Annotated in this window: 25 protein-coding genes; 15 read left to right on the top strand and 10 right to left on the bottom strand. The window is 62.6% G+C overall.

All coding sequences use genetic code 11. The annotated features are described in order from the left end of the window. Positions 1-413 (bottom strand): aromatic ring-hydroxylating dioxygenase subunit alpha (locus tag Q0O40_RS08185; RefSeq protein ID WP_295528495.1); only part of this gene is annotated, 413 nt, incomplete at its 3' end. A 214-nt stretch (positions 414-627) separates the two neighbouring features. Between Q0O40_RS08185 and Q0O40_RS08180 the strand changes: the two genes are divergently transcribed. From Q0O40_RS08180 to Q0O40_RS08170, 3 genes are all read left to right on the top strand, one after another. Then, on the top strand, positions 628-966 hold the full coding sequence (locus Q0O40_RS08180) for a putative quinol monooxygenase (protein ID WP_295528493.1): 339 nt from the start codon (positions 628-630) through the stop codon (positions 964-966). A gap of 86 nt (positions 967-1,052) precedes the next feature. Further along, positions 1,053-2,297 carry a cytochrome P450 gene (locus Q0O40_RS08175; RefSeq protein ID WP_295528491.1) on the top strand — a complete coding sequence of 415 codons (1,245 nt, stop codon included), beginning with the start codon at positions 1,053-1,055 and terminating at the stop codon, positions 2,295-2,297. 32 nt (positions 2,298-2,329) lie between these two features. Continuing rightward, entirely contained in the window at positions 2,330-3,103 is a 774-nt protein-coding gene (locus Q0O40_RS08170) for an SDR family oxidoreductase (RefSeq protein ID WP_295528489.1), read from the top strand. Between the two features lies 1 nt (position 3,104). Here the strand turns inward: Q0O40_RS08170 and Q0O40_RS08165 are convergent, their stop codons facing one another. Further along, entirely contained in the window at positions 3,105-3,632 is a 528-nt protein-coding gene (locus Q0O40_RS08165) for a VOC family protein (RefSeq protein WP_295528486.1), read from the bottom strand. A gap of 149 nt (positions 3,633-3,781) precedes the next feature. Here Q0O40_RS08165 and Q0O40_RS08160 point away from each other — a divergent pair, with 149 nt between their 5' ends. The 3 genes from Q0O40_RS08160 to Q0O40_RS08150 are packed head-to-tail and all read left to right on the top strand — an operon-like array spanning position 3,782 to position 5,337. Beyond that, on the top strand, positions 3,782-4,180 hold the full coding sequence (locus Q0O40_RS08160; protein ID WP_295528483.1) for a nuclear transport factor 2 family protein: 399 nt from the start codon (positions 3,782-3,784) through the stop codon (positions 4,178-4,180). Positions 4,181-4,184: 4 nt separating this feature from the next. Next, positions 4,185-4,535 (top strand): antibiotic biosynthesis monooxygenase, encoded by a 351-nt coding sequence (locus Q0O40_RS08155; protein WP_295528479.1) that lies wholly within the window; start codon positions 4,185-4,187, stop codon positions 4,533-4,535. 7 nt (positions 4,536-4,542) lie between these two features. Then, the gene (locus tag Q0O40_RS08150; protein ID WP_295528477.1) at positions 4,543-5,337 is read left to right on the top strand and encodes an SDR family NAD(P)-dependent oxidoreductase; all 795 of its coding nucleotides are present in this window, start codon (positions 4,543-4,545) and stop codon (positions 5,335-5,337) included. 119 nt (positions 5,338-5,456) lie between these two features. Here Q0O40_RS08150 and Q0O40_RS08145 read toward each other — a convergent pair whose 3' ends face one another. Then, positions 5,457-7,076, bottom strand: coding sequence for an AMP-binding protein (locus Q0O40_RS08145; RefSeq protein ID WP_295528474.1), 1,620 nt, complete (start codon positions 7,074-7,076; stop codon positions 5,457-5,459). After that, positions 7,073-8,062 carry an NADP-dependent oxidoreductase gene (locus tag Q0O40_RS08140; RefSeq protein ID WP_295528498.1) on the bottom strand — a complete coding sequence of 330 codons (990 nt, stop codon included), beginning with the start codon at positions 8,060-8,062 and terminating at the stop codon, positions 7,073-7,075. Before Q0O40_RS08140 ends, Q0O40_RS08145 begins: the two co-directional genes overlap by 4 nt. A 174-nt stretch (positions 8,063-8,236) precedes the next feature. On the opposite strand from Q0O40_RS08140, the gene Q0O40_RS08135 reads away from it, so the two are divergent. The 7 genes from Q0O40_RS08135 to Q0O40_RS08105 all read left to right on the top strand — a co-directional run bounded on the left by Q0O40_RS08135 (position 8,237) and on the right by Q0O40_RS08105 (position 14,664). After that, on the top strand, positions 8,237-9,259 hold the full coding sequence (locus Q0O40_RS08135) for an NADP-dependent oxidoreductase (protein ID WP_295528472.1): 1,023 nt from the start codon (positions 8,237-8,239) through the stop codon (positions 9,257-9,259). Beyond that, the gene (locus Q0O40_RS08130) at positions 9,256-9,621 is read left to right on the top strand and encodes a limonene-1,2-epoxide hydrolase family protein (RefSeq protein ID WP_295528469.1); all 366 of its coding nucleotides are present in this window, start codon (positions 9,256-9,258) and stop codon (positions 9,619-9,621) included. The genes Q0O40_RS08135 and Q0O40_RS08130 overlap by 4 nt, the downstream gene beginning before the upstream one ends. A 235-nt stretch (positions 9,622-9,856) precedes the next feature. Beyond that, positions 9,857-10,912, top strand: a complete 1,056-nt coding sequence (locus Q0O40_RS08125) for an acyl-CoA dehydrogenase family protein (protein WP_295528465.1) — start codon at positions 9,857-9,859, stop codon at positions 10,910-10,912. A gap of 1 nt (position 10,913) precedes the next feature. Beyond that, positions 10,914-11,303, top strand: coding sequence for an OB-fold domain-containing protein (locus Q0O40_RS08120; protein WP_295528462.1), 390 nt, complete (start codon positions 10,914-10,916; stop codon positions 11,301-11,303). Position 11,304: 1 nt separating this feature from the next. Continuing rightward, positions 11,305-12,450 (top strand): thiolase family protein, encoded by a 1,146-nt coding sequence (locus Q0O40_RS08115; RefSeq protein WP_295528460.1) that lies wholly within the window; start codon positions 11,305-11,307, stop codon positions 12,448-12,450. A gap of 79 nt (positions 12,451-12,529) precedes the next feature. Continuing rightward, positions 12,530-13,738, top strand: a complete 1,209-nt coding sequence (locus Q0O40_RS08110; protein WP_295528457.1) for an acyl-CoA dehydrogenase family protein — start codon at positions 12,530-12,532, stop codon at positions 13,736-13,738. 155 nt (positions 13,739-13,893) lie between these two features. Beyond that, the gene (locus Q0O40_RS08105) at positions 13,894-14,664 is read left to right on the top strand and encodes a LuxR family transcriptional regulator (RefSeq protein WP_295528454.1); all 771 of its coding nucleotides are present in this window, start codon (positions 13,894-13,896) and stop codon (positions 14,662-14,664) included. A 24-nt stretch (positions 14,665-14,688) separates the two neighbouring features. Here the strand turns inward: Q0O40_RS08105 and Q0O40_RS08100 are convergent, their stop codons facing one another. The 6 genes from Q0O40_RS08100 to Q0O40_RS08075 all read right to left on the bottom strand — a co-directional run bounded on the left by Q0O40_RS08100 (position 14,689) and on the right by Q0O40_RS08075 (position 22,163). Beyond that, on the bottom strand, positions 14,689-15,354 hold the full coding sequence (locus tag Q0O40_RS08100; RefSeq protein WP_295528451.1) for an N-carbamoylsarcosine amidohydrolase: 666 nt from the start codon (positions 15,352-15,354) through the stop codon (positions 14,689-14,691). Further along, positions 15,354-16,556, bottom strand: a complete 1,203-nt coding sequence (locus Q0O40_RS08095) for a CoA transferase (protein ID WP_295528449.1) — start codon at positions 16,554-16,556, stop codon at positions 15,354-15,356. Before Q0O40_RS08095 ends, Q0O40_RS08100 begins: the two co-directional genes overlap by 1 nt. A 3-nt stretch (positions 16,557-16,559) precedes the next feature. Beyond that, positions 16,560-18,434 carry a hydantoinase B/oxoprolinase family protein gene (locus tag Q0O40_RS08090; protein ID WP_295528447.1) on the bottom strand — a complete coding sequence of 625 codons (1,875 nt, stop codon included), beginning with the start codon at positions 18,432-18,434 and terminating at the stop codon, positions 16,560-16,562. Between the two features lie 15 nt (positions 18,435-18,449). Beyond that, positions 18,450-20,498 (bottom strand): hydantoinase/oxoprolinase family protein, encoded by a 2,049-nt coding sequence (locus tag Q0O40_RS08085; RefSeq protein ID WP_295528444.1) that lies wholly within the window; start codon positions 20,496-20,498, stop codon positions 18,450-18,452. Continuing rightward, positions 20,499-21,422: a hydroxymethylglutaryl-CoA lyase gene (locus Q0O40_RS08080; RefSeq protein WP_295528442.1), complete on the bottom strand. Its 924-nt coding sequence runs from the start codon at positions 21,420-21,422 to the stop codon at positions 20,499-20,501. A gap of 66 nt (positions 21,423-21,488) precedes the next feature. Then, entirely contained in the window at positions 21,489-22,163 is a 675-nt protein-coding gene (locus tag Q0O40_RS08075; RefSeq protein WP_295528440.1) for a GntR family transcriptional regulator, read from the bottom strand. 82 nt (positions 22,164-22,245) lie between these two features. On the opposite strand from Q0O40_RS08075, the gene Q0O40_RS08070 reads away from it, so the two are divergent. Together Q0O40_RS08070 and Q0O40_RS08065 are read left to right on the top strand one after the other, a co-directional pair. Continuing rightward, positions 22,246-22,995, top strand: coding sequence for an aspartate/glutamate racemase family protein (locus tag Q0O40_RS08070; RefSeq protein ID WP_295528437.1), 750 nt, complete (start codon positions 22,246-22,248; stop codon positions 22,993-22,995). A 63-nt stretch (positions 22,996-23,058) separates the two neighbouring features. Beyond that, positions 23,059-25,578, top strand: a complete 2,520-nt coding sequence (locus Q0O40_RS08065; RefSeq protein ID WP_295528434.1) for a TonB-dependent receptor — start codon at positions 23,059-23,061, stop codon at positions 25,576-25,578. The last annotated feature ends 66 nt before the right edge of the window (positions 25,579-25,644 follow it).

Genomic DNA, 25,644 nt, shown 5'->3' with positions numbered 1-25,644 from the left:
AAATCCCACTGGCACGGAATTTCCTTCAGCGCGCCGTTCAATTCCCACGACCAGCCGTGGAACGGGCAGCGCAGGACCTTGAGGCCTTGGCGATGATTGTCGCACAGCGCGCGGCCGCGGTGCAGGCAGGCATTGGGGAACGCCTTGATCTCGTCTTCCGAAACACGCACGATCAGGTAGGAGAGGCCCGCTATGTCATAGACGTGCGTGTCGCCGACATTGGGGATATCGTCTTTGCGGCAGGCCATCTGCCACACCCGCTTCCACAGCCGCTCGACTTCGCGCTCGTGCTCGGCCTGGCTCCAGTACCGGCTCACTTCGACCGTGGTGACGCCCGGCTCCATCGGCGAATCTTCGAGGTAAACCGCTGGCGGGGGCACGGTGTCGCTGAGCAGGATGTCATTATAGGACATCGCGTTCGACCGATTGTGGCCTGTCAGTGTCTCAACCATTCTGCGCTCCAGATGTGCCCTAGGGGTTCATCAAAGGATACCGCCTCGCCCCGGCTAAACCACTAATGATTCTGGGAGCAGCCCCTTGATACCTTGCCCCTTGATAAATTGAAGGATTGCCGAGCCACCGCGGCGCGCCGACAAGCATATTGAACGACACAGCGAGGAGCCGCGTATGAAAATCCTGATCGCCGCGCAGATTGATCTTGAGCCAGAGCAGCGTGACCAAGCGCTGCAATCGGCGCGCCCATGGATCGAGGGCGCGCTGTCGCAGCGCGGCTGCCTGCATTATGAATTCAGCCCCGATCCATTCAATCCATCGCGCATCAATGTGTTCGAAGAGTGGACCGATGCGCAGGCGCTTGCTGCGCATTTCGCCGGACCGCATTATGCCGGCATGCGCGATCATCTGGGCAAGAGCGGCCTGATCGGCGCAGCAAGCCGGAAATACAGCGTCGACCGAGAAGGGCCGGTCTACGGCGCAGACGGGCTTGCGACACCGGGGTTTGACTGATTTGCCGGTCAACCTAGCAAAATGACGGATCGCCAGAGCAGGGGGCTTTCCCCTAGGCTTCGGTATACTTTCGGGAGAGGAATACCGTGAACAAGCCCGTCACTCAGCGGAATTTTTTCGATCCGCAGACCCTGATCGATCCGTTCGACTATTACCGCGATGCGCATGCCGAGGGCGTGGCGATCCAGCATTACCCCGAAACCAATACTTACGTTGTCTACAGTTACGACCTTGTCTCCGAGGCGACCGGGCGGACCGATGATTTCTCCAACGATTTCGGCGCGCTGATGGGCAAGACGGACCCTGAGATCGAAGCCATTCTCGCCGCTGGCTGGCCGAATGTCGCCACCTTGCTGACCGCCGATCCGCCAGTGCACACGCGCTTTCGCAAGCTGGTCAATCTGGCATTCTCGATGCCGCGAGTGAACGCGATCGAGGCCGATATGCGCGCGAAGGTCATCGATCTGATCGAGAAACTGAGCCACGAGCGGACATGCGAATTTGTTGAGGAATTCGCAGTGCCGCTGCCGGTTGCGATGATTGCGCAGCAAATCGGGCTGGATAACGATCCCAAGCAGGTCAAGGCTTGGTCCGATGCGGCGGTCGACCGGTTCAGCCAGCTGATCTCGCGCGAGCGCGAGCTTGAATGCGCGCGCTCGTTTGTCCAGTTTCAGCATTTCATGAAAGGCAAGATCGACGAACGCCGCGCCAACGGCGGCGACGATCTGCTGGCCGATCTGGTTGCGGCGCGGGTTGATGGTGTCGAGCCGCTGAACGACGCCGAGATCATGTCGGTGATGCAGCAGTTCATGGTCGCGGGCAACGAGACCACCACCTCGGTGCTGGCCGGCGCGCTGCTCCAGCTGATCCGCAATCCCGACCAGATGGAAATGGCGGTTGCCGCTGCTGGCGGGCGCGATCCCAAGGTGATCGCCAATCTGGTCGAAGAAGCGCTGCGCTATGAGACGCCTTCTGCGGGGATGTGGCGCATTGTTATGCGCGATTGCGAGCTGGGCGGTGTCAGCATTCCCAAAGGCGCGATCATGCAGATCCGCTATGCCGCCGCCAACCGCGATCCGGCCAAATACGAAAATCCCGATAAGTTCGACATCAACCGCGCCAATGCGCGCACGCATCTCGCTTTTGGCAAGGGCATCCACATGTGCGTGGGCAATATGCTCAGCCGCAAGGAAATCGCCGTTGCGTTCGACGAATTGCTGGTGCGGCTCGGCAACTTCAAGGTCGCCGATGAGGATGGGATCAAGATCCTGCCCAACATTCTCCTGCGCGGTGTGACACGGCTTCCGATCAGCTATGAGCCGCTGAACTAAGCCGTTCGGAACGCAGGACAGGGAGAAAAGCGATGGGCCGCATGGCAGGCAAAGTGGCGCTCATTTCGGGCGGCGCGGAAGGCATTGGCGGCACCTTGGGCCGCATGATCGTGGCCGAGGGCGGCAGTGTCATGCTCGGCGACGTGCAGACGGACAAGGCGGCGGAACTGGCTTCGGAGCTTGGCGAGCATGCTGCCTCGGTCAAGCTTGACGTGCGCAGCCTCGATGACTGGAACGCGGCCGTGGCGGCCACGCTCGCGCGCTTCGGCAAGCTGACGACTTTGTGCAACATCGCCGGCATCTCTGAACCGGGCAACGCGGTCGATGTCGATCTCGATAGCTGGAACCGCACCATCGACATCAATCTCAACGGCACCTTCTATGGCTGCCGCGCCGCGATCCCGGCGATGGAGGCATCGGGCGAGCCATGCACCATCGTCAACATCGGCTCTATGCTGGCGATGCGCCCGGGCGGGCAGATGGCGGCCTATTGCGCTTCCAAATCGGCGGTGACCGCGCTCACCAAATGCGTTGCGCTCGATCTGGCGGCACGCGGCCTGCCGATCCGCGCCAATGCGGTGCATCCCGGCGCGATCCGCACCCCGATGTACTATCGCTATTTGAATTCGGGGGTCGCTGCGCCCGAGGATATCGCCGCGATGTTTGCCGCCACCCACCCGATGGGCCGCTCGGGCGAGCCGGAGGAAGTGGCGCAGGCGATCCTGTTTTTGAGCTGCGCCGATTCAAGCTTCACCAGCGGCACCGACCTTACAGTGGACGGTGCCGGTTCGATCCGCGACCGCTAACTCACCCCAGCTTGCGCAGCGGGTCGCTTCCGTCCCAGGTCTTGGCCTGATCGCGGATCATGGCGAAAAGCCCTTCGGTGCCGCTCGAGGCCTGCAGGATCTCCAGAATGGTGCCGGGGCCGCCGCCGGTGTCGACATAGATCACCGCGCCGTCATCACCCACTTTGCCCTCGACCAGCACTTTCGCGCCAAATTCCTCGCAAATCGCGCGCGCCTTCATGATGTCATCGGTGAGCACGCATTGGTGGTGGAGCACATCGCCGCTTACGCCATATTCCCCGCGATAGATGCCCGGCGCGTCGTTTTCCACGCGGACGAGTTCGATCTGCATATCGCCCCAGTAGGCGATGGCGATTGAAAAGCGGCACTCGGTCGGCTCGCCCAGATAGCGCATGTCGCCCAGATGGATGTTCTCCATCAGGTAGAATGGCCCGACGCCCATGGTCTGCGTCCAGTGCTTGATCGCAGCGTCAAAGTCTGTCGGCACATAGGCGAACTGCATCACCGGGCCAATCGCGCTCAATCCCATGGGTATATCCTTCTTTTCAGCTTTGCGGGCAGAGTGGCACCATGGCCGCGCCCGGGCTACTGTGTCTTTTGAGGGGCGGCTCTTGGCGAAAATTGATAGTATGTCGCCGCCATAACAGCGTTTACCCATGAGGGGAGAGGGGACCGAAAATGGCTTTTTCCGGACCGATGGAAGATCAATTGGCGATCCGCGCGCTGAACGAAACGTATTGCGACGCGGTGTTCCTGCGCGATCCCGTGCAATGGGGATCAACCTGGGCGATAGACGCGCACTGGGATCTGATGGGAACACAGGTCGATGGACGCGAGGCGATTGTCGGCTTGTGGACGATGGCCATGGAAGGCTTCAAGTTCGTCGCCTTTTTCGGCCAGATTTCGGCGATCGAGGTCGACGGTGACACCGCCACGGGGCGGGTGTTTACCCACGAGGAACTTGAAATGAACGACGGCACCGAGCGCAAGCCGATCGGCCGTTACGATGATCGTTATGTTCGTGTGGATGGCCAGTGGTACTTCCAGGAACGCCGTTTCAAAGTATTGAGAGGATAATCTGATGCGTGTTCTTATCTCGGGCGAGATCGATTTTCCGCCCGAAAACCGGGCCGCCGCGCTCGCCGGGGCCGAAGACCTGATCAAGCTTGCGCTCGCCGAGCCGGGCTGCTGCCATTATGCCTGGACCGCCGATCCGTTTGACGCGGGGCGCGTCCATGTGTTCGAGGATTGGGACAGTGCCGAGGAGCTTCAGGCGCATCTAGAAGGCCCAGCCTACACCGGCATGCTGGCGCATCTCGGCGGCTTTGCAATGATCGGCGCGGTCACGCGCAAGTACCGGGTCGATCTGACCGAGCCAGTCTATGGCCCCGAGGGCAAAGCCACCGCCACTTTTCATTCTGCACAAGGCTGACCGAACGATGACCGATCTGACAGGCAAAGTCGCCGTGGTGGTGGGTGCGGGCAGCCCCGACAACATGGGCCAGCACATCGCGCGCACGCTGGCAGGCGCAGGAGCGAAAGTGGTCGTTGCGGGCCGCAAGCAGGACGTGCTGTCGGCATTCGCCGCCGAAATCGGCGGCGACTGGCTGCTGTGCGATCTGACCAGCAAGGCCGATGTCGAAGCGCTGGCGACCGAGACACTGGCGCGGCACGGCCGGGTCGATGTGGCGGTCAATGCCAGCGGCTGGGGTCTGCTCAAATCGATCCACGAGATCACCGAGGAAGAACTCGACGCGATCATCGCGCTCCAGTTCAAGGGTGTGCATTATTTCCTCAGCGCCTTTGTCCGTGCGATGCCCAATGGCGGCTCGCTGGTGCAGGTGTCCTCGGCAACCACTACCTGCGTGATCAACGATCATGCCGCCTATATCGGCACCAAGGCGGGATCGGAGGCGCTGATCCGCTGTGTCGCCAATCAATATGGCGCGCAGGGGATCCGGGCTAATGTCGTCTCACCGGGCCTTACCGAAAGCCCGATGACGGTCGGCGCGTTTTCGGTGCCCGGCCTTGCCGCTGCGTTCACCAGCAAGTACCCGCTCGGCCGCGTCGGCACCTCGCAGGATATCGCGAACGCCGTACTCTGGCTGGCGGACGAAGGCAGCTTCATCACTGGCCAGAACTTGCAGATCAACGGCGGCCTGACCCTGCGCGGCAATCCCGGGGCCGATGAAGTGAGCGCCTCGGTGGCTGCGGCCATGGCGGCGCAGGCCTGAAGACCGATTACCTAGACCGATTACCTAACACCCAAAAAGCAATCGCCACCTTGAACTTGTTTCAGGGTGGCGATGCATTTTCGGGATTGGCGCTCTTCGCCGAGGAGAAGGCCTCTCAGCTACCCCGCCGCAGCCAATTGTTCGCGGATCTGCGCGCGCAGCATGTCCTTGCGGATCTTGCCCGACGCGGTGCGCGGCAAGTCACTGACGAATTCGACATGCTCAGGCGTCTTCTGCTTGGCCAGCCCGTCCGCAATCACGAATGCGGCAACCTCATCAAACGTCAGCGCATGGCCCTCGTGCGCGATCACATAGGCGCAGATGCCTTCGCCCAGCCGCGCATGCGGCATCGAAACAACGGCGGCTTCGCGGATCGCGGGGTGCTTGTGCAGCACATCCTCGATCTCTTTGGCGCTGATGTTTTCGCCGCCGCGGATGATCAGGTCCTTCTTGCGCCCGGTGATCACCAGCGCGCCATCGGGGCGCACATGGCCGATATCGCCCGTGGCAAAAAAACCATCGGCATCGATCGCTTCTACCGTATGCGCAGGGTCTAGATAGCCGAGAAACATCGCCGGGCCGCGCGCCAGAATCTCGCCGTCCGCACCTTCGGCCACCGTCTGGCCGTGGTCATCCACGATCCGCAGTTCATAATCGTTGGCGACGCCGTCGGTATCGGCGGCAGCATCCGGATTGGTCTCGGGCATCAGCCCTTGCGAAACGAGCGGCACTTCGGAGCTGCCATAGACCCGGAAGGCGCAAGGGTGCGCCAGCCGCTTGTTGGCCGCGCGGACCAGCTCGGCCGGAACCGCCGCGCCGCCGCAGGCAAAGCGGCGAAAGCTTGGCAGGGTCGAACCCGAAGCCGCCGCCGCATCGCACAGCTCTTGCAGAAACGGCGTGGCCGCGACAGTCGAGGTAACATGGAAGCGGTCGATCAACTCCACCGCGATCGCGGCATTCCATGCCTCCATCAGCACGGTGCGCGAGCCCAGCACGAACGGCTTTTCAAGCCCGCCGCTATAGCCGCTGATATGCGTGACAGGGGAGGGCATGAGGGTGACATCCTGCTCGCCCGTCGCGTTGTTTTGCGCGCTCACTTTGGCAACGCGGTAAAGCGTATTGGCCGAATGCAGCACCCCCTTGGGCTTGCCCGTGGTGCCCGATGTGTAGAGCAGCAGCTTGACCGCATTGGGATCGACCTTGGGCAGCGGCAGGTTCAGCGTTCGGCCATGCTCGATCAGCGCCTTGTAGCCATCGGGCGCGTTGACCGGGCGAACCAGCACGACCTGTTCCAGCGCGGGCAGCGCAGGCCGGATCCGCTCGACCATCGCGGCAAAGTCATAGTTGCGGAATGTTTCGGCCACGAAGAATGCGCGCGCGCCGCCATCGGCGAGCATTTGCTGCACTTCGCGGTCGCGGTAGATCGGCACGATCGGGCTGACCACAAAGCCGCCGAGGCTGGCGGCGAGATTGATGACTGCAGCCTCGGTCCAGTTGGGCACCTGAAAGCCGATCACATCGCCCGGGCGCAGGCCCAGTTCGATCAGGCTGCGCGCCAGCGCCTCGCCCTCGGCGAGCAGGCTGGCGTAAGTCGGCTGATCGGGATCGGTCAGGAACACGACCGTATCGGGCACCGCCGCTGCGCGCATGCGCGCGTGATCGCCCAAGGTCAGGTCTTCCCACACCCCGGCATCGGCATAGCGCTGAAGATGCCGGGGAAGGGCGGTTGTTGCGGTCATAGCTTGAGGAGCTGCTTGCCGCGGTTGGCGCCGCTGAACAGGCGCTGCAAGGTGTCGGGCGCGTTCTCGAAGCCGTGCTGGATGTCTTCCTGATAGGTGAGCTTGCCCTCGTTGATCATCTTGACCATGCGCTTGCGGATGATCGGAAATTCCGATGCCCAATCGAGCACGATGAAGCCGCGCATCGTGGCGCGGCGGAACACGAGATTGAAGTAGTTTTCAGGACCCGCAGGCATGGTGCCCGTTTCATAACGGCTGATTCCACCGCAGATGGTCACCCGCGCGCCAGTGGCGATGAACGAGAGCATGTCGTTCAAAATCTTGCCGCCAACATTGTCATAGATCACATCGATGCCATCGGGCGTCAGCTCTTTGAGCTGCTGCTTGATCGGCCCCGCTTTGTAATCGATCGCGTGGTCATATCCTGCATTCGCGGTCAGCCAGGCGCACTTGTCCGCGCCGCCTGCGATCCCGATCACCCGGCAACCAGCGATCTTGGCCAATTGGCCGACGATCGAACCGGTCGCCCCGGCGGCGCCCGAGACGACGACAGTATCACCGGCAATCGGTTGGCCGACCTTGAACAGGCCGCACCATGCCGTGACCCCGGTTGTCCCGAGGATCGAAAGCATCGCGGTGGCGGGTAGGCCGGGTTCGGCGACATTGAGGCCCTCGCCGGTCGAAACCGCATACTCGCTCCAGCCGAGCGAACCTGCCAGCATGGTGCCGACCGGATGCTTCCCGCCGTTGCTTTCAACCACTTCGAACACACCCGAACCGCGCATCACATCGCCGATGGCCATCGGCGCGACATAGTCGGCGACATTCTCCATCCAGCCCTTCTGCGCCGGATCGAAGCCGAGATATTGTGTTTTGAGCAACATTTCGCCGGGACCGGGGGCGGGAATATCGCGAGTCACCAGTTTGAAATCGTCGGCCACAAGGCCGCGGCCCCGGGGATGTCCATTCAGCAGCCATTGGCGCATTTGAGTCACGATGTGCTCTCCTTCAAAGCCTTAGTGGCGCAAGGGGCCAGCCATTTCAGCTATCGAAATTGAGTGGTGCATGCACCTGCGCATAAAGGCCAGTTGCATGGACAGCCGCCGCGTCGCAATCGGTGGTGGTTTCGGTCCCGCGGGGCCGTCGTTGTGGAGATACCGATGCCCGATAACCGACGTTTTCTGCTTGTGCGCCGCCCCGATGGCGCGCCCGTCGCCGATGATTTTCGGCTCGAAACCGGACCTACGCCCGATTTGGCCGAGGGTCAGTTTCTGATCCGCAACCATTACGCCTCGCTCGATCCGGCGATGCGCGGGTGGATGGACGACGAGCCTTCGTACATGCCGCCGATCCCGCTGGGCACACCGGTGCGCGCCTCCACTGTGGGTGTGGTCGCTGAAAGCCGAACTGACGAATTTCCGGTCGGCACATGGGTGGTGGGGCTCAATGCCATCGAAGAATATTCGGTCAGCGCGGCCGGCGGCTTTTCGCAGGCCATCGATCCCGCGATGGTGCCATCGCCCACCAATTTCCTCTCGGTGCTCGGCGCGGTCGGGATGACGGCCTATTTCGGTTATCTTGAGGTGTGCAAGCCAAACCCCGGCGATGTCGTGCTGGTCACGGGCGCGGCGGGCGCGGTCGGCTCGCTGGTCGGCCAGATCGCCAAGGCCAACGGCGCATCCAAGGTGATCGGCATTGCCGGCGGCCCCGAAAAATGCGCGCGGCTCATCGAACGCTACAAGTTCGATGCCGCCATCGATTATCGCGGCAAGTCACTCGATGATCTCACCGCCGCGATCGCCGCCGAAGCGCCGGACGGGGTCAACGTGATCTTTGAGAATGTCGGCGGCGATATCCTTGACGCGGGGCTGAACAATCTGGCGATGTATGCGCGTATCGGGCTGTGCGGCCTGATCAGCGAGTATAACAATGCGGGCGGCAAGACCGGCGCGCGCAATATCTGGCAATTGATCGTCAAGCGTGCCTCGCTCACCGGGCTGCTCGTCGCCGACTACGTGCCGCGCTTTGGCGAGGGGATCGCGCAGATGGCGGCCTGGATGCAATCGGGCACGCTGGTGTTTGACGAGCAGATCGATGAGGGGATCGAAAACGCGCTGCCCGCTTTCCTCAAGCTGTTCAGCGGCGGCAATGATGGCAAGATGATCTTGAAGGTGGCACCATGACTGCATCTGAAATTGTCGACGAATTCATCGCCTGCTGGAACCGCATGGATGTGCCCGCCGCGATGGACATGATGGCCGAGGATGCAGTGTGGGATAATGTCCCGCTCGGCCCCGCCGAGGGCAAGGCCGCGATGATGGCGCTGATGGCGAATTTTCCGCCGTCGCAGGGAACCGAGTTCATCGTCCACCATAGCGCGGCAAACGGCAACGTCGTGCTCAACGAGCGGACCGACCGCTTCCTCGTGGGAGGGCGCTGGCGCGAAATCCGGGTGATGGGCACCTTTGAAATCAATGCCGAGGGCAAGATTCAGCATTGGCGCGATTATTTCGATGCGGCGCAGATGACCGCCGCTTTTGCCTGAAACACTAGCACTTTCGCCTGTCGCTGCGATTTCTTGCATATGGCATCCCGCCGGTATCGGGCTTGCAACGCGCAATGAGTCCGGGGTGATACGATACGCCGGTTGTTTCCTTCGTGCCCTTTGGCACGAAGTGGTCGGCCAAAGTTTGATGTTCGCTCGGTATCGGAACGGATCTTAGACGCGTGGCTTCGGGCCGGCTGGCCCGCCCTGCCGAGTAGTTTTTTAGGACGAGTACATGAATTTTGATCTTGATGAGGATCAGTCGCTGTTCAAGGCAACGGTGGAACGGTTCGTTCAGGGGTGCGATGTTCAGGCCCGCCTGCGCGCGCGCAAGTTGCCCGGCGGGCTGGACCGCGCGCGGTGGAGCGAGATGGCCGAGGCCGGCCTGATCGCGATGGCTGCTGCGGAAGCGGATGGCGGCCTCGGCGCCAGCGAAACCGATTGTGCACTGGTGGCGCAGGCGCTGGGACAGGGCCTGGCGATGGAGCCATGGCTCGAATGCGGTTTCTTGCCCGCGCGGCTCTTGGCAGGCTCGCCGCATCTTGAGGGGGTGATCGATGGCTCGGTGCTCGCTGCCGTCGCCTTTGCCGAGACCGGACGGCGCTACGCCCTCGATGCAAAACATGTGCAGGCTCATGCCGGTGCCGGCGGAACGGTGCTGCGCGGCGAGAAGACTTTCGTCCTTTCGGGCGGCGCAGCGGAACTGTTCATCGTCTCGGCCAATCTTGATGGCGCAACCGTGCTTTACGCGGTGCCGCGCGACACCGCCGGGCTCGATATCAAGCCTTACCCGATCGTCGATGGCAGCCTCGCTGCGACGATCACCTTCCGCGATGTCGCGGTGGGTGAACCCTTGGCGGCGTCGCTGGCAAGTTGCATTGACGAAGCCATGGTGATGGCGATTGCCGAAATGGTCGGCACGGCGCACCGCCTGTTCGATGATACGCTGGCCTATGTCAAAGCGCGCGAGCAGTTCGGCCAGCCGATTGGCCGGTTTCAGGTGATCCAGCACCGCATGGTCGATGCGTATTCGCGGGTCGAGCAGATGCAGTCCGCGCTTTACCGGGTGTTGCTGGTGCCTGAAAAGGAGCGCCTCGCGCACATCTGCGGGATCAAGGCGCTGGTCAGCGACGATGCGATCTGGACAGCGCAGCAGGCGGTGCAACTGCACGGCGGCATGGGCACCACCGACGATTTGGGCATTGGTCACGGCCTCAAGCGCATTCTGCTCCTGTCCAAGCTGTTCGCCGATCCCGCGTCGGCCATGGCCGCATATGCAAAGGTCGCCTGAGATGACATCACTTACCCCAATCGCGCATGATCTGTGGACCAACGAGGACCCGCCCCGCCTGATTGGCGGCCGCCGCCATGCCGATGGCGAGATCGTGTTCCCATATCCCGGCGGCGACGCGGCGGCGAATTACGAGGCCATCGGCCTCTCGCGCACCGGCACGCTGTGGTCGTGGACGATCCAGACCTTCCGCCCCAAATCACCCCCTTATGATGGGCCCGAAGTGTTCGAGCCGTTCGCGCTGGGCTATGTCGAGCTTCCCGGCGAGGTGATCGTGGAGACCCGGCTGACCCAGGCCACCGGGCTCAAGATCGGGATGCCGGTCGAACTGGTGATCGTGCCGTTTGACGCGACGCGCTCAACCTATGCCTTCAAGCCAGTGGAGAATTAAGATGAGCGATGTTTGCATTGTCGGGATCGGTATTCATCCTTTCGGCCGCACCGAGGGCCGCTCGGGCCGCGATCAGGGCGTTTTTGCCGTCCGCCAGGCGCTGGCCGATGCCGGGATCGAATGGGCCGATGTCCAGATCGGTTATGGTGGTTCCGCCGCTGCGGGCGCCGCCGATATCATGGTTAACGAATTGGGCCTCACCGGGGTTCCCATTGTCAATGTGTCGAATGGCTGCGCCACCGGCGGCTCGGCGCTGGGCTCGGCCTATTCGGCGATTGCCAGCGGCGAATATGATATCGGCATGGCGGTCGGTTTCGACAAGCATCCGCGCGGCGCGTTCAATGCCGACCCCGCAAGCTACGGCCTGCCCGAATGGTACGGCGAAACCGGCCTGATGATCACCACGCAATTCTTTGCGACCAAGATCCAGCGCTATATGGCGCTCCATGGGATCAGCCCGATCACGCTGGGCCGTGTTGCGGAAAAGGCATTCGAGAATGGCACCAATTGCGAGCACGCGTGGCGGCGCTCGCCGGTCGATCTTGAAACGATCATGGCCGCGCCGATGATCAACGATCCGCTCAACAAGTATATGTTCTGCTCGCCCGCCGAGGGCGCGGTGGCGTTGATTCTCGCCAGCGAGAAAAAGGCGCGCGAACTGGGCAAGACCCCGATCCGCCTCAAGACCTCGACCATGCGCACCCGTCCGCCGGGTTCGTTCGAAGTGTTTGCGCCCTCGATCAATGTCGAGCGGGGCCTCTCGCCCACCCAGCTTGCCTCCAAGGCGGCGTTCGAGCGGGCCGGCGTTGGGCCGGAGGATATCGATGTGGCGCAGCTGCAGGACACAGAATCCGGCGCCGAAATAATGCACATGGCCGAAAACGGCTTTTGCAAGGATGGCGAGCAGGAAGCATGGCTTGCCGAAGGGCGCACCCGCGTGAACGGCCAGTTTCCGATCAATACCGACGGCGGCTGCCTTGCTTGCGGCGAGCCGATCGGGGCTTCGGGGCTGCGCCAGGTCTATGAGAATGTCGTCCAGTTGCTCGGCCGCGGCGGCGCGCGCCAGGTTCCGGGCAATCCCAAGACCGCTTACACCCATGTCTATGGTGCACCGGGCGTTTCTGCCGTGACTATCATGGAGCGTTGACGCATGGCGCGTCTGGACCGCGGATGATCACGATTTTGGCGCGGCGCGGCCATGGCTGCACGCGGGAGGCTTGGAACTGATGGATATTGCATTTACCGACGAAGATCTGGCCTTCCGCGATGAAGTCCGCGCGTTTCTGGATGAGAAGCTGAATCCGCGCCTGCGCGAGGGTTCGGCCCAGACCCCGAGTGTGTTCACCGAGCCCGACATCACCCGCGAATGGCAGGCGATCCTGAACGAAAAGGGCTGGCTGGCCACCAGCTGGCCCAAGGAAGATGGCGGTCCGGGCTGGAGCGTGGTTCAGAAGTATCTGTTCGAGAAGGAATGCGCCATCGCCGGCGCGCCTTCGGTTCCGATTCTGGGGCTCAAGCTGGTTGGGCCAGTGATCTGCCGATTCGGCACCCCAGCGCAAAAGGCCCACTTCCTGCCGCGCATCCTCTCGGGCGAGGATTACTGGTGCCAGGGCTATTCCGAGCCGGGCTCCGGCTCCGATCTCGCCTCGCTCAAGACCCGCGCCGAGCGGGTGGGCGACAAGTATATTGTCAACGGTTCCAAAATCTGGACGACCCACGCGCATCACGCGAACTGGATTTTTGCGCTCGTGCGCACCAATCCCGAGGCCAAGAAGCAGGAGGGCATCAGCTTCCTGCTGATTCCGATGGAGCAGCCCGGCGTTACCGTGAACCCGATCATGACGATGGCCAACGATCACGAGGTCAACGCCACGTTCTTCGACAATGCCGAGTCCGACGCGAGCAATCTGATCGGCGAGGAAGGGCAGGGCTGGACCATCGCCAAGTTCCTGCTGGAAAACGAACGCGGCGGCGGCTGCGCCGCGCCAGGCCTGCTCGCCCAGCTGGACCGGATCGAAGACTATGCGCGGGCCGAGCCATCGGGCGTGAACGGCCCGATGATCCACGATGCGGGGTTTGCGCAGCGGCTGGCGCGACTGCGGCTGGAAGCGCAGGCTTTCGAGGTGACCGAACTGCGCATTCTGGCTGAGATGATCAAGGGCCGCCCGGCAGGCCCGCAAACTTCGCTGGTCAAGCTGGTCAGCTCAAATCTGCGGCAGAGCATCCAGATGCTGTCGGTCGATCTGTTCGGTTATGAAGGGCTGCAATTGCCCACTGCACGCCCGCTTTATGGCAACATGGCGCCCGAGCCGATTGGTAGCAACGAAGCGCAAGTGGCGATGCCGACTTATCTCAATGGCCGCGCCTACACGATCTTCGGCGGGTCGGACGAGGTGCAGAAGACGATCATCGCCAAGCAGGTTCTTGGGCTCTGATCGCTTGGCCGCGGGGCAGGTCGGGCGGCGGCCCGTGCGGATTTGAGAATCGTTTTGCGTATCCGCGCAAGCGCATTGCGTTCCTGCGCGGAATCTTTATGATCCTGTGAGGGAAAAGAGGTGGCTCGCATGCACGACCCACCCTGGACACGAGGATGAGCTGGAACCCCAATACGATTGAGGCAGTGACGATTCGTGCGCTGGAGGACATCCGGCCTGCGGCGGTCGCACTGAACGAAGCGGCGCGCGAGCGCGGGTTTCGCGTTGCTGCCACTGGCGATATTGCGTCGAAGGACCAGATCGTTGATGCAAGCGGTGCGATGATCAACGCGGCAGTATTCGGCTGGGTAGCCGATGGCGAGCGCTGGTGGGAAGATCCCCGTCTTGCGCTGAGTTCGCCTGTGCCGCGCGCCTGCCGTTATGAAAGCGAGCCGTTCTGGTGCAACGAAACGGGCGCGCATACCAGTTGGCCCAATCGCTATCTTGAGGCGCTGAACTTCGCTGAATTTCGCCGCTATGTGACCTCCTGCGCCACGATCGTGGTGCCGGTGCATCTCTCGTTCGGCCAGATCGCGGCAGCCAGCTTCTCGTCGCTCGATCGCGAGAAATCCGATCTATCTTCCGAGTTTGCCGAGCATGGCGAAATTCTCGGCGTGATCAGCCGCCGTTTCCTCTCCAGCTATGTCAATATCATGCGCACGCGGCAGTGGATTCCCAACGACTGCAAACTCTCGAAGCGCGAAGTCGAATGCCTGCGCTGGGCCGCCATCGGCAAAACGGACAAGGAAGTCAGCCTGCTGCTCCGTCTCAGCCACGCCACCGTGCGCTATCACATTCAGCGCGCGGGCGAGAAACTCAATGCGGTCAACCGCAGCCAGGCAGTGTTCAAAGCCGGGCAGCTTGGCTACCTAGGCGCCGCGGCCTAAATCCAGCCACCAGCTCTCTCTCCTTTAGGGGTGAGGGTTGGGAGAAGGGGCGGCGCATTCCGCCGCCGCCAAGTGCGCCATCGCGGCGTCCTCCGAGATGACTTCGGCATATTTGGCCTGCAGATCAAACAGGTTTGCCTCATGCGGGCCTGGATGGCGGTCGCCGCAGGCATCGCGAACGACGAACGGCAGAAATCCGTTCTGGCAGGCATCGAGCGCGGTCGCGCGCACGCAGCCCGAGGTTGAAACCCCTGTAATCATCAGCGTATCGACGCCCAGCGACGTCAGCGTCGCTGCCAGATGCGTTGCAAAAAATGCCGAGGCATAGCGCTTCGTCACGACCAGATCGCCGCCCTCTGGGCTCAGGTTCGCCGGGAAGGCACCGAGCGGTGAGCCCTTCTCGAACACCTTGAGCGCGGGCACCTTGCGGAAGAACACGCCGCCATCCGCGCCGCCGGGGGCATACTCCACATTGGTGAAGATCACCGGCGCACCTGCGCGCCGCGCTGCTGCCGCGAGCCGGGCTGCGCTCTCGACCGCCGTTTCAATCCCAGCATAAAGCGGCGAACCGGGCTGGAGATAGGCCTCCACCATGTCGATCACGATCAAGGCCGGCCGCCGTCCGAAGGGCAGCGAGCCATCGAACGCGCCGGTATAGTTTGCCGTGATCGCGGCAAAGTCTGTGGCCATCAGATAATCCCGCGCGCGGCGAGCGCCGCACGCTGCGTTTCATCCATGCCCAGCAACGCGCCGTAAATCTCGGCATTGTGCTGGCCGACAATCGAGGGCGCCGGGGTGCGCACGCTGCTCGGCGTAGCGGAAAGACGCGGCACCACGTTCTGCATCTTGAGCTTGCCGAACCGCTCCGTTTCCAATTCGATGATCGCCTCGCGCGCCTGAAAGTGCGGATCGACGAGCATTTCCGGCGCGCGGTAGACTTTGCCCGCGGGTACCGAGTACTTGATCATGAGCGCATCGACTTCTTCGATGGTGAGCGTGCCGGTCCATTCGTTGATCAGCGCATCGAGCTCGATCTGGTTTGTCCCGCGCGCCACGTGCGTCGCATAGCGCGGATCGCTCGCCAGCTCGGGCCGCCCCATGGCTTCTGCCAGCCGCGCAAAGATCGCGTCCTTGTTCGCGCCGATCATGAAATCGCCATCGCTGCAGCGATAGACGTTGGACGGCGCGATGCCGGGCAGGAACGATCCCGACCGCTCGCGGATGATCCCCGAATGATCGTATTCCGGGATCACGCTTTCCATGACTTGCAGCACCGCTTCATACAGCGCGGTATCGATCACCTGCCCCTTGCCGGTGGTATGGCGCGAATGGAGCGCGGCCAGCACGCCCATGCAGCCATAGGTCGCGGTCAGGGTATCGCCGATCGAGATGCCCATGCGGCTTGGCGGGCGATCGGGCTCGCCCACGATATAGCGCCACCCGCCCATCGCTTCGCCGATCCCGCCAAACCCGGCCCGATCCGAATAAGGCCCGCTCTGGCCATAGCCCGACATCCGCGCAATGATCAGCCTGGGGTTGATCGCATGCAAGGCATCGGGCCCAAGGCCCCATTTTTCGAGCGTGCCGGGCTTGAAATTTTCGACCAGCACATCGGCGCTCGCCACCAGACGGCGGATCAGATCCTGCCCCTCGGGCACGCGCAGATTGGCCGAGACCGACTTCTTGTTGCGGGAGATCACTTCCCAGTTGACCTTGTCGTCGCCCAGTCCCCAGTCGCGCATCGGATCGCCCGCGCCTGGCGGCTCGACCTTGATCACTTCTGCGCCCATATCGCCCAAGAGCTGGCCGCAGAACGGACCTGCCAGCAGCTGCCCCAGTTCGATCACCCGGATGCCCTTCAGAGCACCCTCGTTCGCCCCCGCTTTGGTCATCGCTTATTCCGCCGCCTGCGCCGTTTGCCAAACCGGCTGGATAGGGGCGGGCAGGCCGGTTTCAGCCTCGCAATTGGCCCGCAGCGTCTCGATATCCGGGCCATAGTTGAACAGGCCCAGCGGCGGGCGCTCGGCGCGCAGCTTCGTGCGCAAAGCTTCGGTGGCGACCGCATCGATCTCGCCGTTGTCATTGGCGATCACGCCATAAGCCTTGGCACCTTCGGCGGTCACCAATCCTTGCGATATCTCCTTGCCGACCAACTCAGGCGCGCGTTCGAGCGGATCGCCCCAACCGCCGCCGCCCCAGGTGATGAAATGGAGCAGGTCGCCCGCTTCCACCGGATAGGCATCGACCTTGTTGCCGATGATGATTTGCGCGCCATCGGGCTTTTCGATGATCTTGCGCGCGCGGCTGCCCGGCTCGCCGCCATTGACCCCCCATGGCGGCACGAACCAGCGATCGTCGTGCGCGGAAATCGTACCGTCGGCCAGAAAGCGATAGGTCATGTGGATGCCATTGCCGCCGCGGTGCAGCCCCGCGCCGCCGCTGTCGGGCACGGTTTCGTAGTTCTCGATGATCATCGGGAAATAGCGCTCAAGGAACTCGTTGGGCACATTGGTAAAGCCCGGCCACAGCGAGTGTCCGTCCGGGCCGTCGCCCATCGGGCGGCCAGGAATGCCGCCAAAGCCGATCTGGAACAGTTGGAACCATTCGCCCTTCGCATCCAGTCCCGAATAGAACAGGTGCGGGCTGGAGGAGAACCCGGCGGCGTTGAGGAACTCCGGGGTCTTCTGGCCGAGCAGACCGCCCAGAATGTCGAAGATGCGGCCCAGCGCGTGGGTCCGGCCTGAAAGCGCCGCCGGGAACTTGGGCTTGAGCAGCGATCCTTCGGGAATGCGCACCTCGATGAGATCATAGAACCCGTCGTTGAACAGGATCTGCGGATCGAACACCATGATCATGTAGATGCCGAAGAACATGCGGAACATGTTTTCATTGAGCAGGAAGTTGATCGAGTATTGGCTCTGTGGGTCGGTCCCGGCGAAATCGAGCACCACGCGCTCGCCCTCGCGCCACATCGTGCATTTGATCTTGAACGGCCCTGCGCCCATGCCGTCGTCGCAGATATAATCTTCGAACGAGACCGGCGCTTCGCCGATGGCGCCCGCAATCAGCTGCTTCATCGCGCGGTGGTTGCGCGCGAGCAGTTCCTCTGTTGCCGAGACATAGACGTCCTCGCCGAAGCGGTCGGCCATTTCGATCACGCGGCGCGCCGCCACGCGGCACGATGCGATCAGCGCGTTGAGATCGGCCTGGCACCAGTCGGGCTTGCGCGTCTGGTGCATGACCAGCTTCATCAGGTCGTCGTTGTACTCGCCCTTCTTCCAGAGCTTCACCGGCGGGATGCGCACACCTTCTTCGAAGATCGAGCGCGAATCGACCGGCATCGAGCCGACGACTTTGCCGCCGATGTCGGCCTGATGGCCAAACATCGCGGTGTAGCCGATCAGCCGCCCGGTCTTGAACACCGGCAGCAGCACCAGCCAGTCGTTCGAATGGCTGACTGCGCCGCCGCAGCTGTAAGGATCCGACAGCAGGATCATGTCGCCGTCTTCGACCGTGCCCTCGAACTGATCGAGGAAGCCGCCGATGAAGCTGCCGAACTGGCCGACGATCATGCGGCCGGCATGGTCGGCGATCAGCGGGAAGGCGTCGCCCTGCTCGCGGATGCCGGGCGACATTGCGGTGCGTTTCAGCGTGGCGTCCATCTCGTTGCGCGCATTGCGCAGCGCATTCTCGATGATATCGAGCGTGACAGGGTCGATCGCCACTTTGGCAAAGGGCACGGTGTTGGTCTGGATGATGGTTGCGGGCATGGGTCTTGCCTCCTCTCAGGCCAAGTTGATCAGGATATTGCCGACGCGGTCAACCACCGCGACACAGCCGGTTTCGATCAGCGTGGTCGAATCCATTTCGATAACGATGGCAGGGCCGGGGATCACATCGCCCTGGCGCAGCTTGGCGCGGTCATAGATGACCGCCGCCTGTTCTTTGCCGTCCATCCACAAAGTGTGGTCGCGCATCTTGGCTTCGATCGGATCGCCGGTGCCCTTGGGCAGTTCGGCGGCGGGCAGATCGAGCGCCTGGCCGAGCGCTACCGCGCGCAAGTTCACGATTTCGTGCGGCGTATCCATGTTGAAGGTGAACAGGCGCAGATGCTCCTCGTCGAACCGCTTGAGGATTCCCGCGATGCCATCGCTTTCGAGCGCTTCGGCCGTGATCGTCAGCGGCACTTCGAAGGCTTGCCCGGCATAACGCACATCGATTTCGAACTCGCTTTCGATGCTCGCTTCGGCAAGGCCATCGGCTCGCAATTCGGCGCGGGTCTGGCCGGCCATGTCTTGCAGGATCGCAATCAGTTCGGCTGCATCGGTGTCGGTCGCCAGCCGCGAGAACGAGCGCGCAGTCTCGGTGCGCATCCGTGTTGTCGCATCACCAAGCGCGCAGAGCACCCCCGGAGACACAGGCGAGACCGCGGGCCAGCTGCTCATCAGCCGGGCGACCGCATTGACATGGAGCGGCCCGGCGCCGCCAAAGCCCATCAGCGCAAAGTGGCGCGGATCATAGCCCTGCTGCACCGAGATCATCCGCAGCGCGCCGAACATGTTCTCGTTGACGATATCGATGATGCCGCGCGCCGCCGCCATCAGATCGATGCCCAGCGCATCGGCGATGGTCTGCACCGCGCGCTTGGCCCCCTCGCGGTCAAGCTTGAAGCTGCCGCCGAGCAGGTTCTCCGGGAGATAGCCTAAGACCACATTGGCGTCGGTCACGGTGGGAAGCTCGCCGCCCTTGCCATAAGCGACCGGCCCCGGCACCGCGCCCGCCGATTGCGGGCCGACGCGCAGCGCCTTGGTGAGTTCGGGCACATAGGCAATCGATCCGCCGCCCGCGCCCACGGTCTTCACATCGAGCGACGAGGCGCGCACCGACAAGTGGCCAACTTCGGTTGTGCGCACGCGGCGCGGCTCCAAGTTCTCGATCAGCGCCACGTCGGTCGAAGTGCCGCCCACGTCGAGCGTCAGGATATTGCGGAGCCCCGAGTTTTTGCCAACCCAAAGCGCGCCGGTCACTCCGCCGGCGGGGCCGGACATCAGGATGTTGACCGGCTGCTCCTCGGCCTTCTGCGCCGACATCAGCCCGCCGTCCGAGCGCAGCAGCGAGAGCTTGCCGTTCATGCCCGATACGGCAAGCTTGTCGCGCAGGCTGGAAACATAGCGGCTGACGACGGGACGGACCGCAGCATTGGCCACGGTCGTCAATGTGCGCTCGTATTCCTGCATTTCGGGCAGAACTTCGTGGCTGAGCGAAACGGGAATGTCTTGCATCATCTCGCGCGCCATCGCCCCGATGCGCGCCTCATGTTCGCCGTTCACATAAGCATTGATCAGCGACACCGTGATCGCCTCGACGCCCTGTTCCTTCAGCTTGAGCAAGCCCGCCATGACGCTGGCTTCGTCGAGCGGGCGCACTTCCTTGCCGGCGGCGTCGATCCGGCCGCCCACGGTGACGGTGTCTTCCAGCGCCGCCAGCGGCGTCGGCTTGGGCCAGATGATCCAGCCGGCCAAGCCGCCGGGCACATAGGAGCGCGCGATCTGCAGGACATGGCGATAGCCCTCGGTGGTGATCAGGCCAACGCGCGCGCCTTTGCCTTCCAAGACCGCATTGGTCGCGACCGTGGTGCCGTGCAGGAAGTACTCGATATCCTTGGGATCGACCGCAGCCTTCTCGCAGATCGCGGTCACGCCGGTCAGAATGCCTTCCGAGCTGTCGTGCGGGGTCGATGGTGTCTTGTGGCGCCAGAACGCGCCTGTCGCCTCGTCGAACAACAGCAGATCGGTGAACGTGCCACCGACATCAACCCCCAAGCGATACCCCATTTATGCGTCCTTTGTTGCTGTGACTTTCGGAAATCGCGGCGCCTGCGCCACCATCCCCGGCAATTTTCGTCCCATGATCCCGGAGAGCCAGGCGCTTGCCGCGATCAGCTGGTCGAGGTCCATGCCTGTCGCGATATGCCCGCGTTCGAGCATGTAAACCACATCTTCGCTTGAAACATTGCCCGCCGCTCCGGGCGCAAACGGACAGCCGCCCAGCCCGCCGAGCGAAGCGTCGACGACGCGCGCGCCTGCTGCAACCGCCGACCAGACGTTGGCGAGGCCTGTGCCGCGCGTGTTGTGAAAATGCACCCGCACCGGCAGCGGGTCAATCGCCGCGCGCACTGCCGCGACCAGCCGCGCCACATGCGCCGGATCGGCCACGCCGATCGTATCGGCCAGCGCGACCTCGATCGGTCCGGCTTCGGCCAGCCGCTGCGCCATCTGCACCACGCGCGCTTCGCTCACTTCCCCTTCGAACGGGCAGCCGAAAGACGCCCCGATGGTCGCCTGCGCGGTGAGCCCGGCGGCCTTGGCCTGCGCGATGATCGCCTTGGCCGCTTCGACCGATTCGTCGCTGGTCTGGCCCTGATTGGCGATGGCAAACTGATCGGTTGACACCGCCACAGCGCCCAGTTGGTCGATCCGTCCGGTGGCAATCGCGCGGTCCGCACCCCGGCCATTCATCACCAGGCCGATGTAGGTCACGTCTGCCCGGTCAGGCAGCGCGGCGCAAACCGCCTCGGCGTCGGCCATTTGCGGCACGCGGGCGGGATTGACGAAGCTGGTCACCTCGATGCGCCGCGCACCCGCCATGATGGCGCGCTCGATCAGGCCGATCTTGTCGGCGGTCGAAATAACCGCGCGCTCGTTCTGCAAGCCGTCGCGCGGGCCTACTTCGACAAATTCGATGACGGGAGATACCATTTTTTGAGCATCGCAGTTTTGGATACAAAATCAAGAGGCGTCACCAACACCGGCGATCATGGCGCGTTATTCGGCGGCCTGCGAGACATCGGTTATCCGTTGGCCGGTGTGCGCGCTGGCATAAGCGTGGAACGCGCGGCGGATGTGCGAGACCATGACCGCCTCGGCCCAGACCGGATCGCGGTGTTCGAAGGCGGCGAGCAATTCGCCGTGCTGGCGGTGCGAACGCTTGAGGTCGTCGAACGAGTAATTCTGCGCGGTGCGGTGGACAATCGGCCGCTCCACGATCCGGGCCAGCATGGTGGTGAGCTGCGCCGATGCCGAAGCTTCGAGGATAACGCCATGAAACAGGTGGTTATGTTCAATGAACCGATGCGTATCGGGCGTTGCTGCATAGATCGCATGGCCAATTGCCTCATGGTGCATTTTTAGGCGTTCGATCTGGCTCCAGTTGATCCGCTTGGCCGCGCGCCGCGCCGCGCGGCTCTCCAAAAGGCCGCGCAGCTCAAACATTTCCTCGACATCATCGAGCGACCAGTCTGCGACAAAGCTGCGCTGGGTGTCGCTCCGCCGGATCAGCAATTCGGCCTCAAGCCGGCTCAAAGCCTCACGAATCGGGGTGCGTGAAACACCGCATTGCTCTGCCAGAGCCTCTTCGCCAATCTTGGCGCCGGACAGCAATTCCCCTGCCAGGATCATGTCGCGGATGATGGCATAGGCTCGGTCGGATGCGCGCGACATTCTTTTTTGCTCCGCATGCTTGACGTTTTGGCATTGTATACATTAAGCTGTCGGCTCTGCAACGGGTGGGGTGCAACGTTACGTGGCTGAGCACCGTATCAAAGTAATCGTTCCGATCCCTATGGACGCTGACGGGGTGGCCAATCGCGCCGCGCAGTTGCCGCCTGAGGTGATCGCGCCCGGCTTCAAGCCCGAATTTGCCGCAGTCACGTGGGGGGCTGCGCTTGGCGATTCATACCACGATATGCTGCTGATGGATTGGACCGTGTTTCAGGCCGGTATTGATGCCGAGGCGGAAGGGTATTCCGCCGTCGTGATCGATACCGTAAGCGATTCGGGCCTGCGGGCGCTGCGCTCGCGCCTCTCGATCCCGGTGGTCGGCCCCGGCGAGTGCGCATTTCACACAGCGATGATGCTCGGCAAAAAATTCTGCGTGCTCACGATGTGGGACGAATGGTTCCCGCTCTATGAGAAAACGCTCACCGAATATGGCTTCTGGCCCCGCTGCTCGGGGCTGCGCTCGATTCGGACCCGGCCCGATGTGGCCGAACTGCTCGCGGGCAAGGAGGATGTGATCTTCGCCAAGCTCAAGGACGAGGCTGAGGCGGCGATGGCGCAGGACGGCGCCGATGTGATCGTGCTCGGCTCGACCACAATGCACCAGTCTGCGCGCTGGCTGGCCGACAATTTGCCGATTCCGGTGATCAACCCCGGCTTGATCGCTTACAAGCAGGCCGAGCTGCTGGTTCAGCTCGGGCTCTCACACAGTAAAAAAGCCTTTCCTTTTCCAGAGGTTGGCAACGATACAGGAATTCGCAAAGGGAGCGCCTAAAACGATCAAGAACGATCGGATGGCGTGATTATTGAGTAGTTTAGCTACAAACAGGGGATAAAAATGAGCATCACCAAGTTTCTGATCATGAGTTCGGTCGCAGCATCAGCACTCATGCCGATGGCTGCCGCTGCGCAGACCGCGACTGAACCGGCTGCGGGTTCCGAAGAAATCGTCGTGACGGCGCGTCGTCAGGACGAAAAACTGAAGGACGTGCCGGCATCGGTCACCGTCATCACCGCGGGCGCCATCGCCAACACCGGTGCGCGCGTCGCCGCTGATTACGTGCAGCTTACCCCGGGCGTCACCATCGTCACCGGTGTCGTCGAAGCGGGCGACACGCAGATCGCCATTCGCGGCATCAACGGCGCGCGCGACGGCGAGAACAACGTCGCCCTTGTGGTTGACGGCGTGCTCAAGTCGAACACCGCGCTGCTGGCGCAGGATCAGGGCGCGCTTAGCCAGATCGAAATCCTCAAGGGTCCGCAGGGCGCTTACTACGGCCGCAGCGCGGTGGCCGGCGCCATCGTGATCGCCACCAAGAAGCCAGGCGCTGATCTGGAAATTTCGGGCCGCGTCTCGGCTGCAAACAACAACACCTTCGCCGCGGCCGCCGTCATCAGCGGCCCAATCGCGCTGAATCTTGGCTTCGTCCTTAATGGCGAATATGCCACCACGTACGGCTTCTACCGCGACGTGTTCCAGACCAATCCGCTCTACGCGACGACCTACCCCGGCCAGGGCCGCGGCATCGGTGCTTCGGTCGATGACAACAAGCGCTGGAACATCAATGGCCGCCTGCTGTTCACGCCGAGCAGCGATACCGAGATCGATTTCAAGACCCGCTACAGCAAGCTGAAGGGCGCGGCGATCGGCTTCAACGCGATCTTCCAGCTGCCCGGTCTCGCTGGCCTGCTCGGTGCACCGGTATTCAATATCGATGCCAACGACCACCAGTTCGTGTTCGCGCGCAACGTCAACCCGGAGAACAACCAGCAGTCGTTCGAAGCTTCGCTCCGCTTGACGCAGAAGCTGACCGACGACATCAAGCTCGCTGGCTACGTCGCCTACAGCAACACCAAGAACGATTTCTTCGCAGACGGCACCAGCGGCACCTTCGGTTTCTTCAACGCCGAGCCGACCTGCGCCGCCACCACTGCAGCGCTCACAGGCTTCCCGGTTCAGGCACCGTTCGCCGTGGGTATCCCGGGCGCGTTCCTCAATCCCTATTCGCCTGGCACTTGCGACGGAACGCAGTATCAGCAGCGCGATCAGAAAGACATCTCGGCTGAGCTTCGTCTTTCCGGCAGCGCTGGCGACACGCTCAATTGGTCGATCGGCGGGTATTACCTCAACATCGACCGGTTCAACTGCAACAACCTCGGCGTGGACACCGGCCAGGGCGTGATCCGCCAGTGCTATACCACCGACGGCCGCAACCCCACCGAAGCGCTGGCGCAGGATTCGTTCAACACCAACGTCTACGCGATCTTCGGCTCGCTGGAATACAAGCCCACGGACCGGCTGACGATCAGCGCGGCTGCGCGTTATGATATCGAGCAGCGCACCACGGAAAACGGCATTCCGACCGGCCGTCGCACCCGCTGGGTGGGCAATGTGCTGACCGGCGTTCCAAACGGTACTGCTAGAACCCGGGCGAATTATTTTCTCAATCCGGGTCTTGATCCTGCTTACAACCCAAGCGGCGTGCTGTTGCCGCGCAAGGCCACCTTCAAGCAGATTCAGCCCAAAATCTCGATCAGCTATGCAGCCACCGATGACATCAGCGTGTTTGCCAACTGGGGCATCGGTTTCAAGACCGGCGGCTTCAACAATGCTGGCTCTGAGGCCATCGTCAACGGCTTCTTCAACCAGGGCATCAACGCTGGCCTGTCTGTGTTTGATGACTACCGCAAGGAAACCTCGAGCGCGTTTGAAGTCGGCGTCAAGGGTTCGGTCGCGCCGGGCGTGACCTTCGAACTCGCCGGGTATTACACCGACGTGAAGGACTCGCAGTTCTTCGAATTCTTCGTGGGGCCCTTCGGCCTGCTGCGCGTCGTCTCGAACATCGACAAAGTCGAGTTCAAGGGCGTCGAAGGCTCGTTCAATGCCCGCGTGATGGACGGCTTCACCGTGTTCGGTTCGGCCAACTACACCGACAGCAAGATCAAGCGCAACTCGGCGCGTCCCTACACGGTCGGCAACGAAGCGCCGGCCACATCGAAGTATACCGTCAACCTTGGTGCACAGTATGACGGTCCGATCACCGATACCCTCGGCCTGCTGCTGCGCGCCGATTATCGCATCACCGGCCCGACGTACTTCCACACTGTCCAGAACAACGACGTTCCGACCCAATTCGGTCTTGGCGCGAACTACACAAACAGCCGCCGCGATGCTTATGGCATCCTGAACTTGCGCGGCGGCATCAAGGCCGACCATTGGTCGCTGGTGGCGTTTGCCAACAACGTGACCAAGAAGCGCTATCTCGCCGAGGTCATCGTCGCTCCCGAATTCGGCGGTGCGTTCGTTGCTCCGGGCGCGCTGCGTACCTTTGGCATCGAGGGCACGTTCAAGTTCTGATCTGACGTCCAACACAAAACAACCGGGCCATGCAGCGATGCATGGCCCGGTTTTTTGTGCGCGCGC

This window comes from Novosphingobium sp. Chol11 (assembly GCF_945870625.1).
Classification (GTDB): domain Bacteria; phylum Pseudomonadota; class Alphaproteobacteria; order Sphingomonadales; family Sphingomonadaceae; genus Novosphingobium.
The sequence above is the reverse complement of the archived record's forward strand: the minus strand, read 5'-3'. Positions and strand labels throughout refer to the sequence as shown.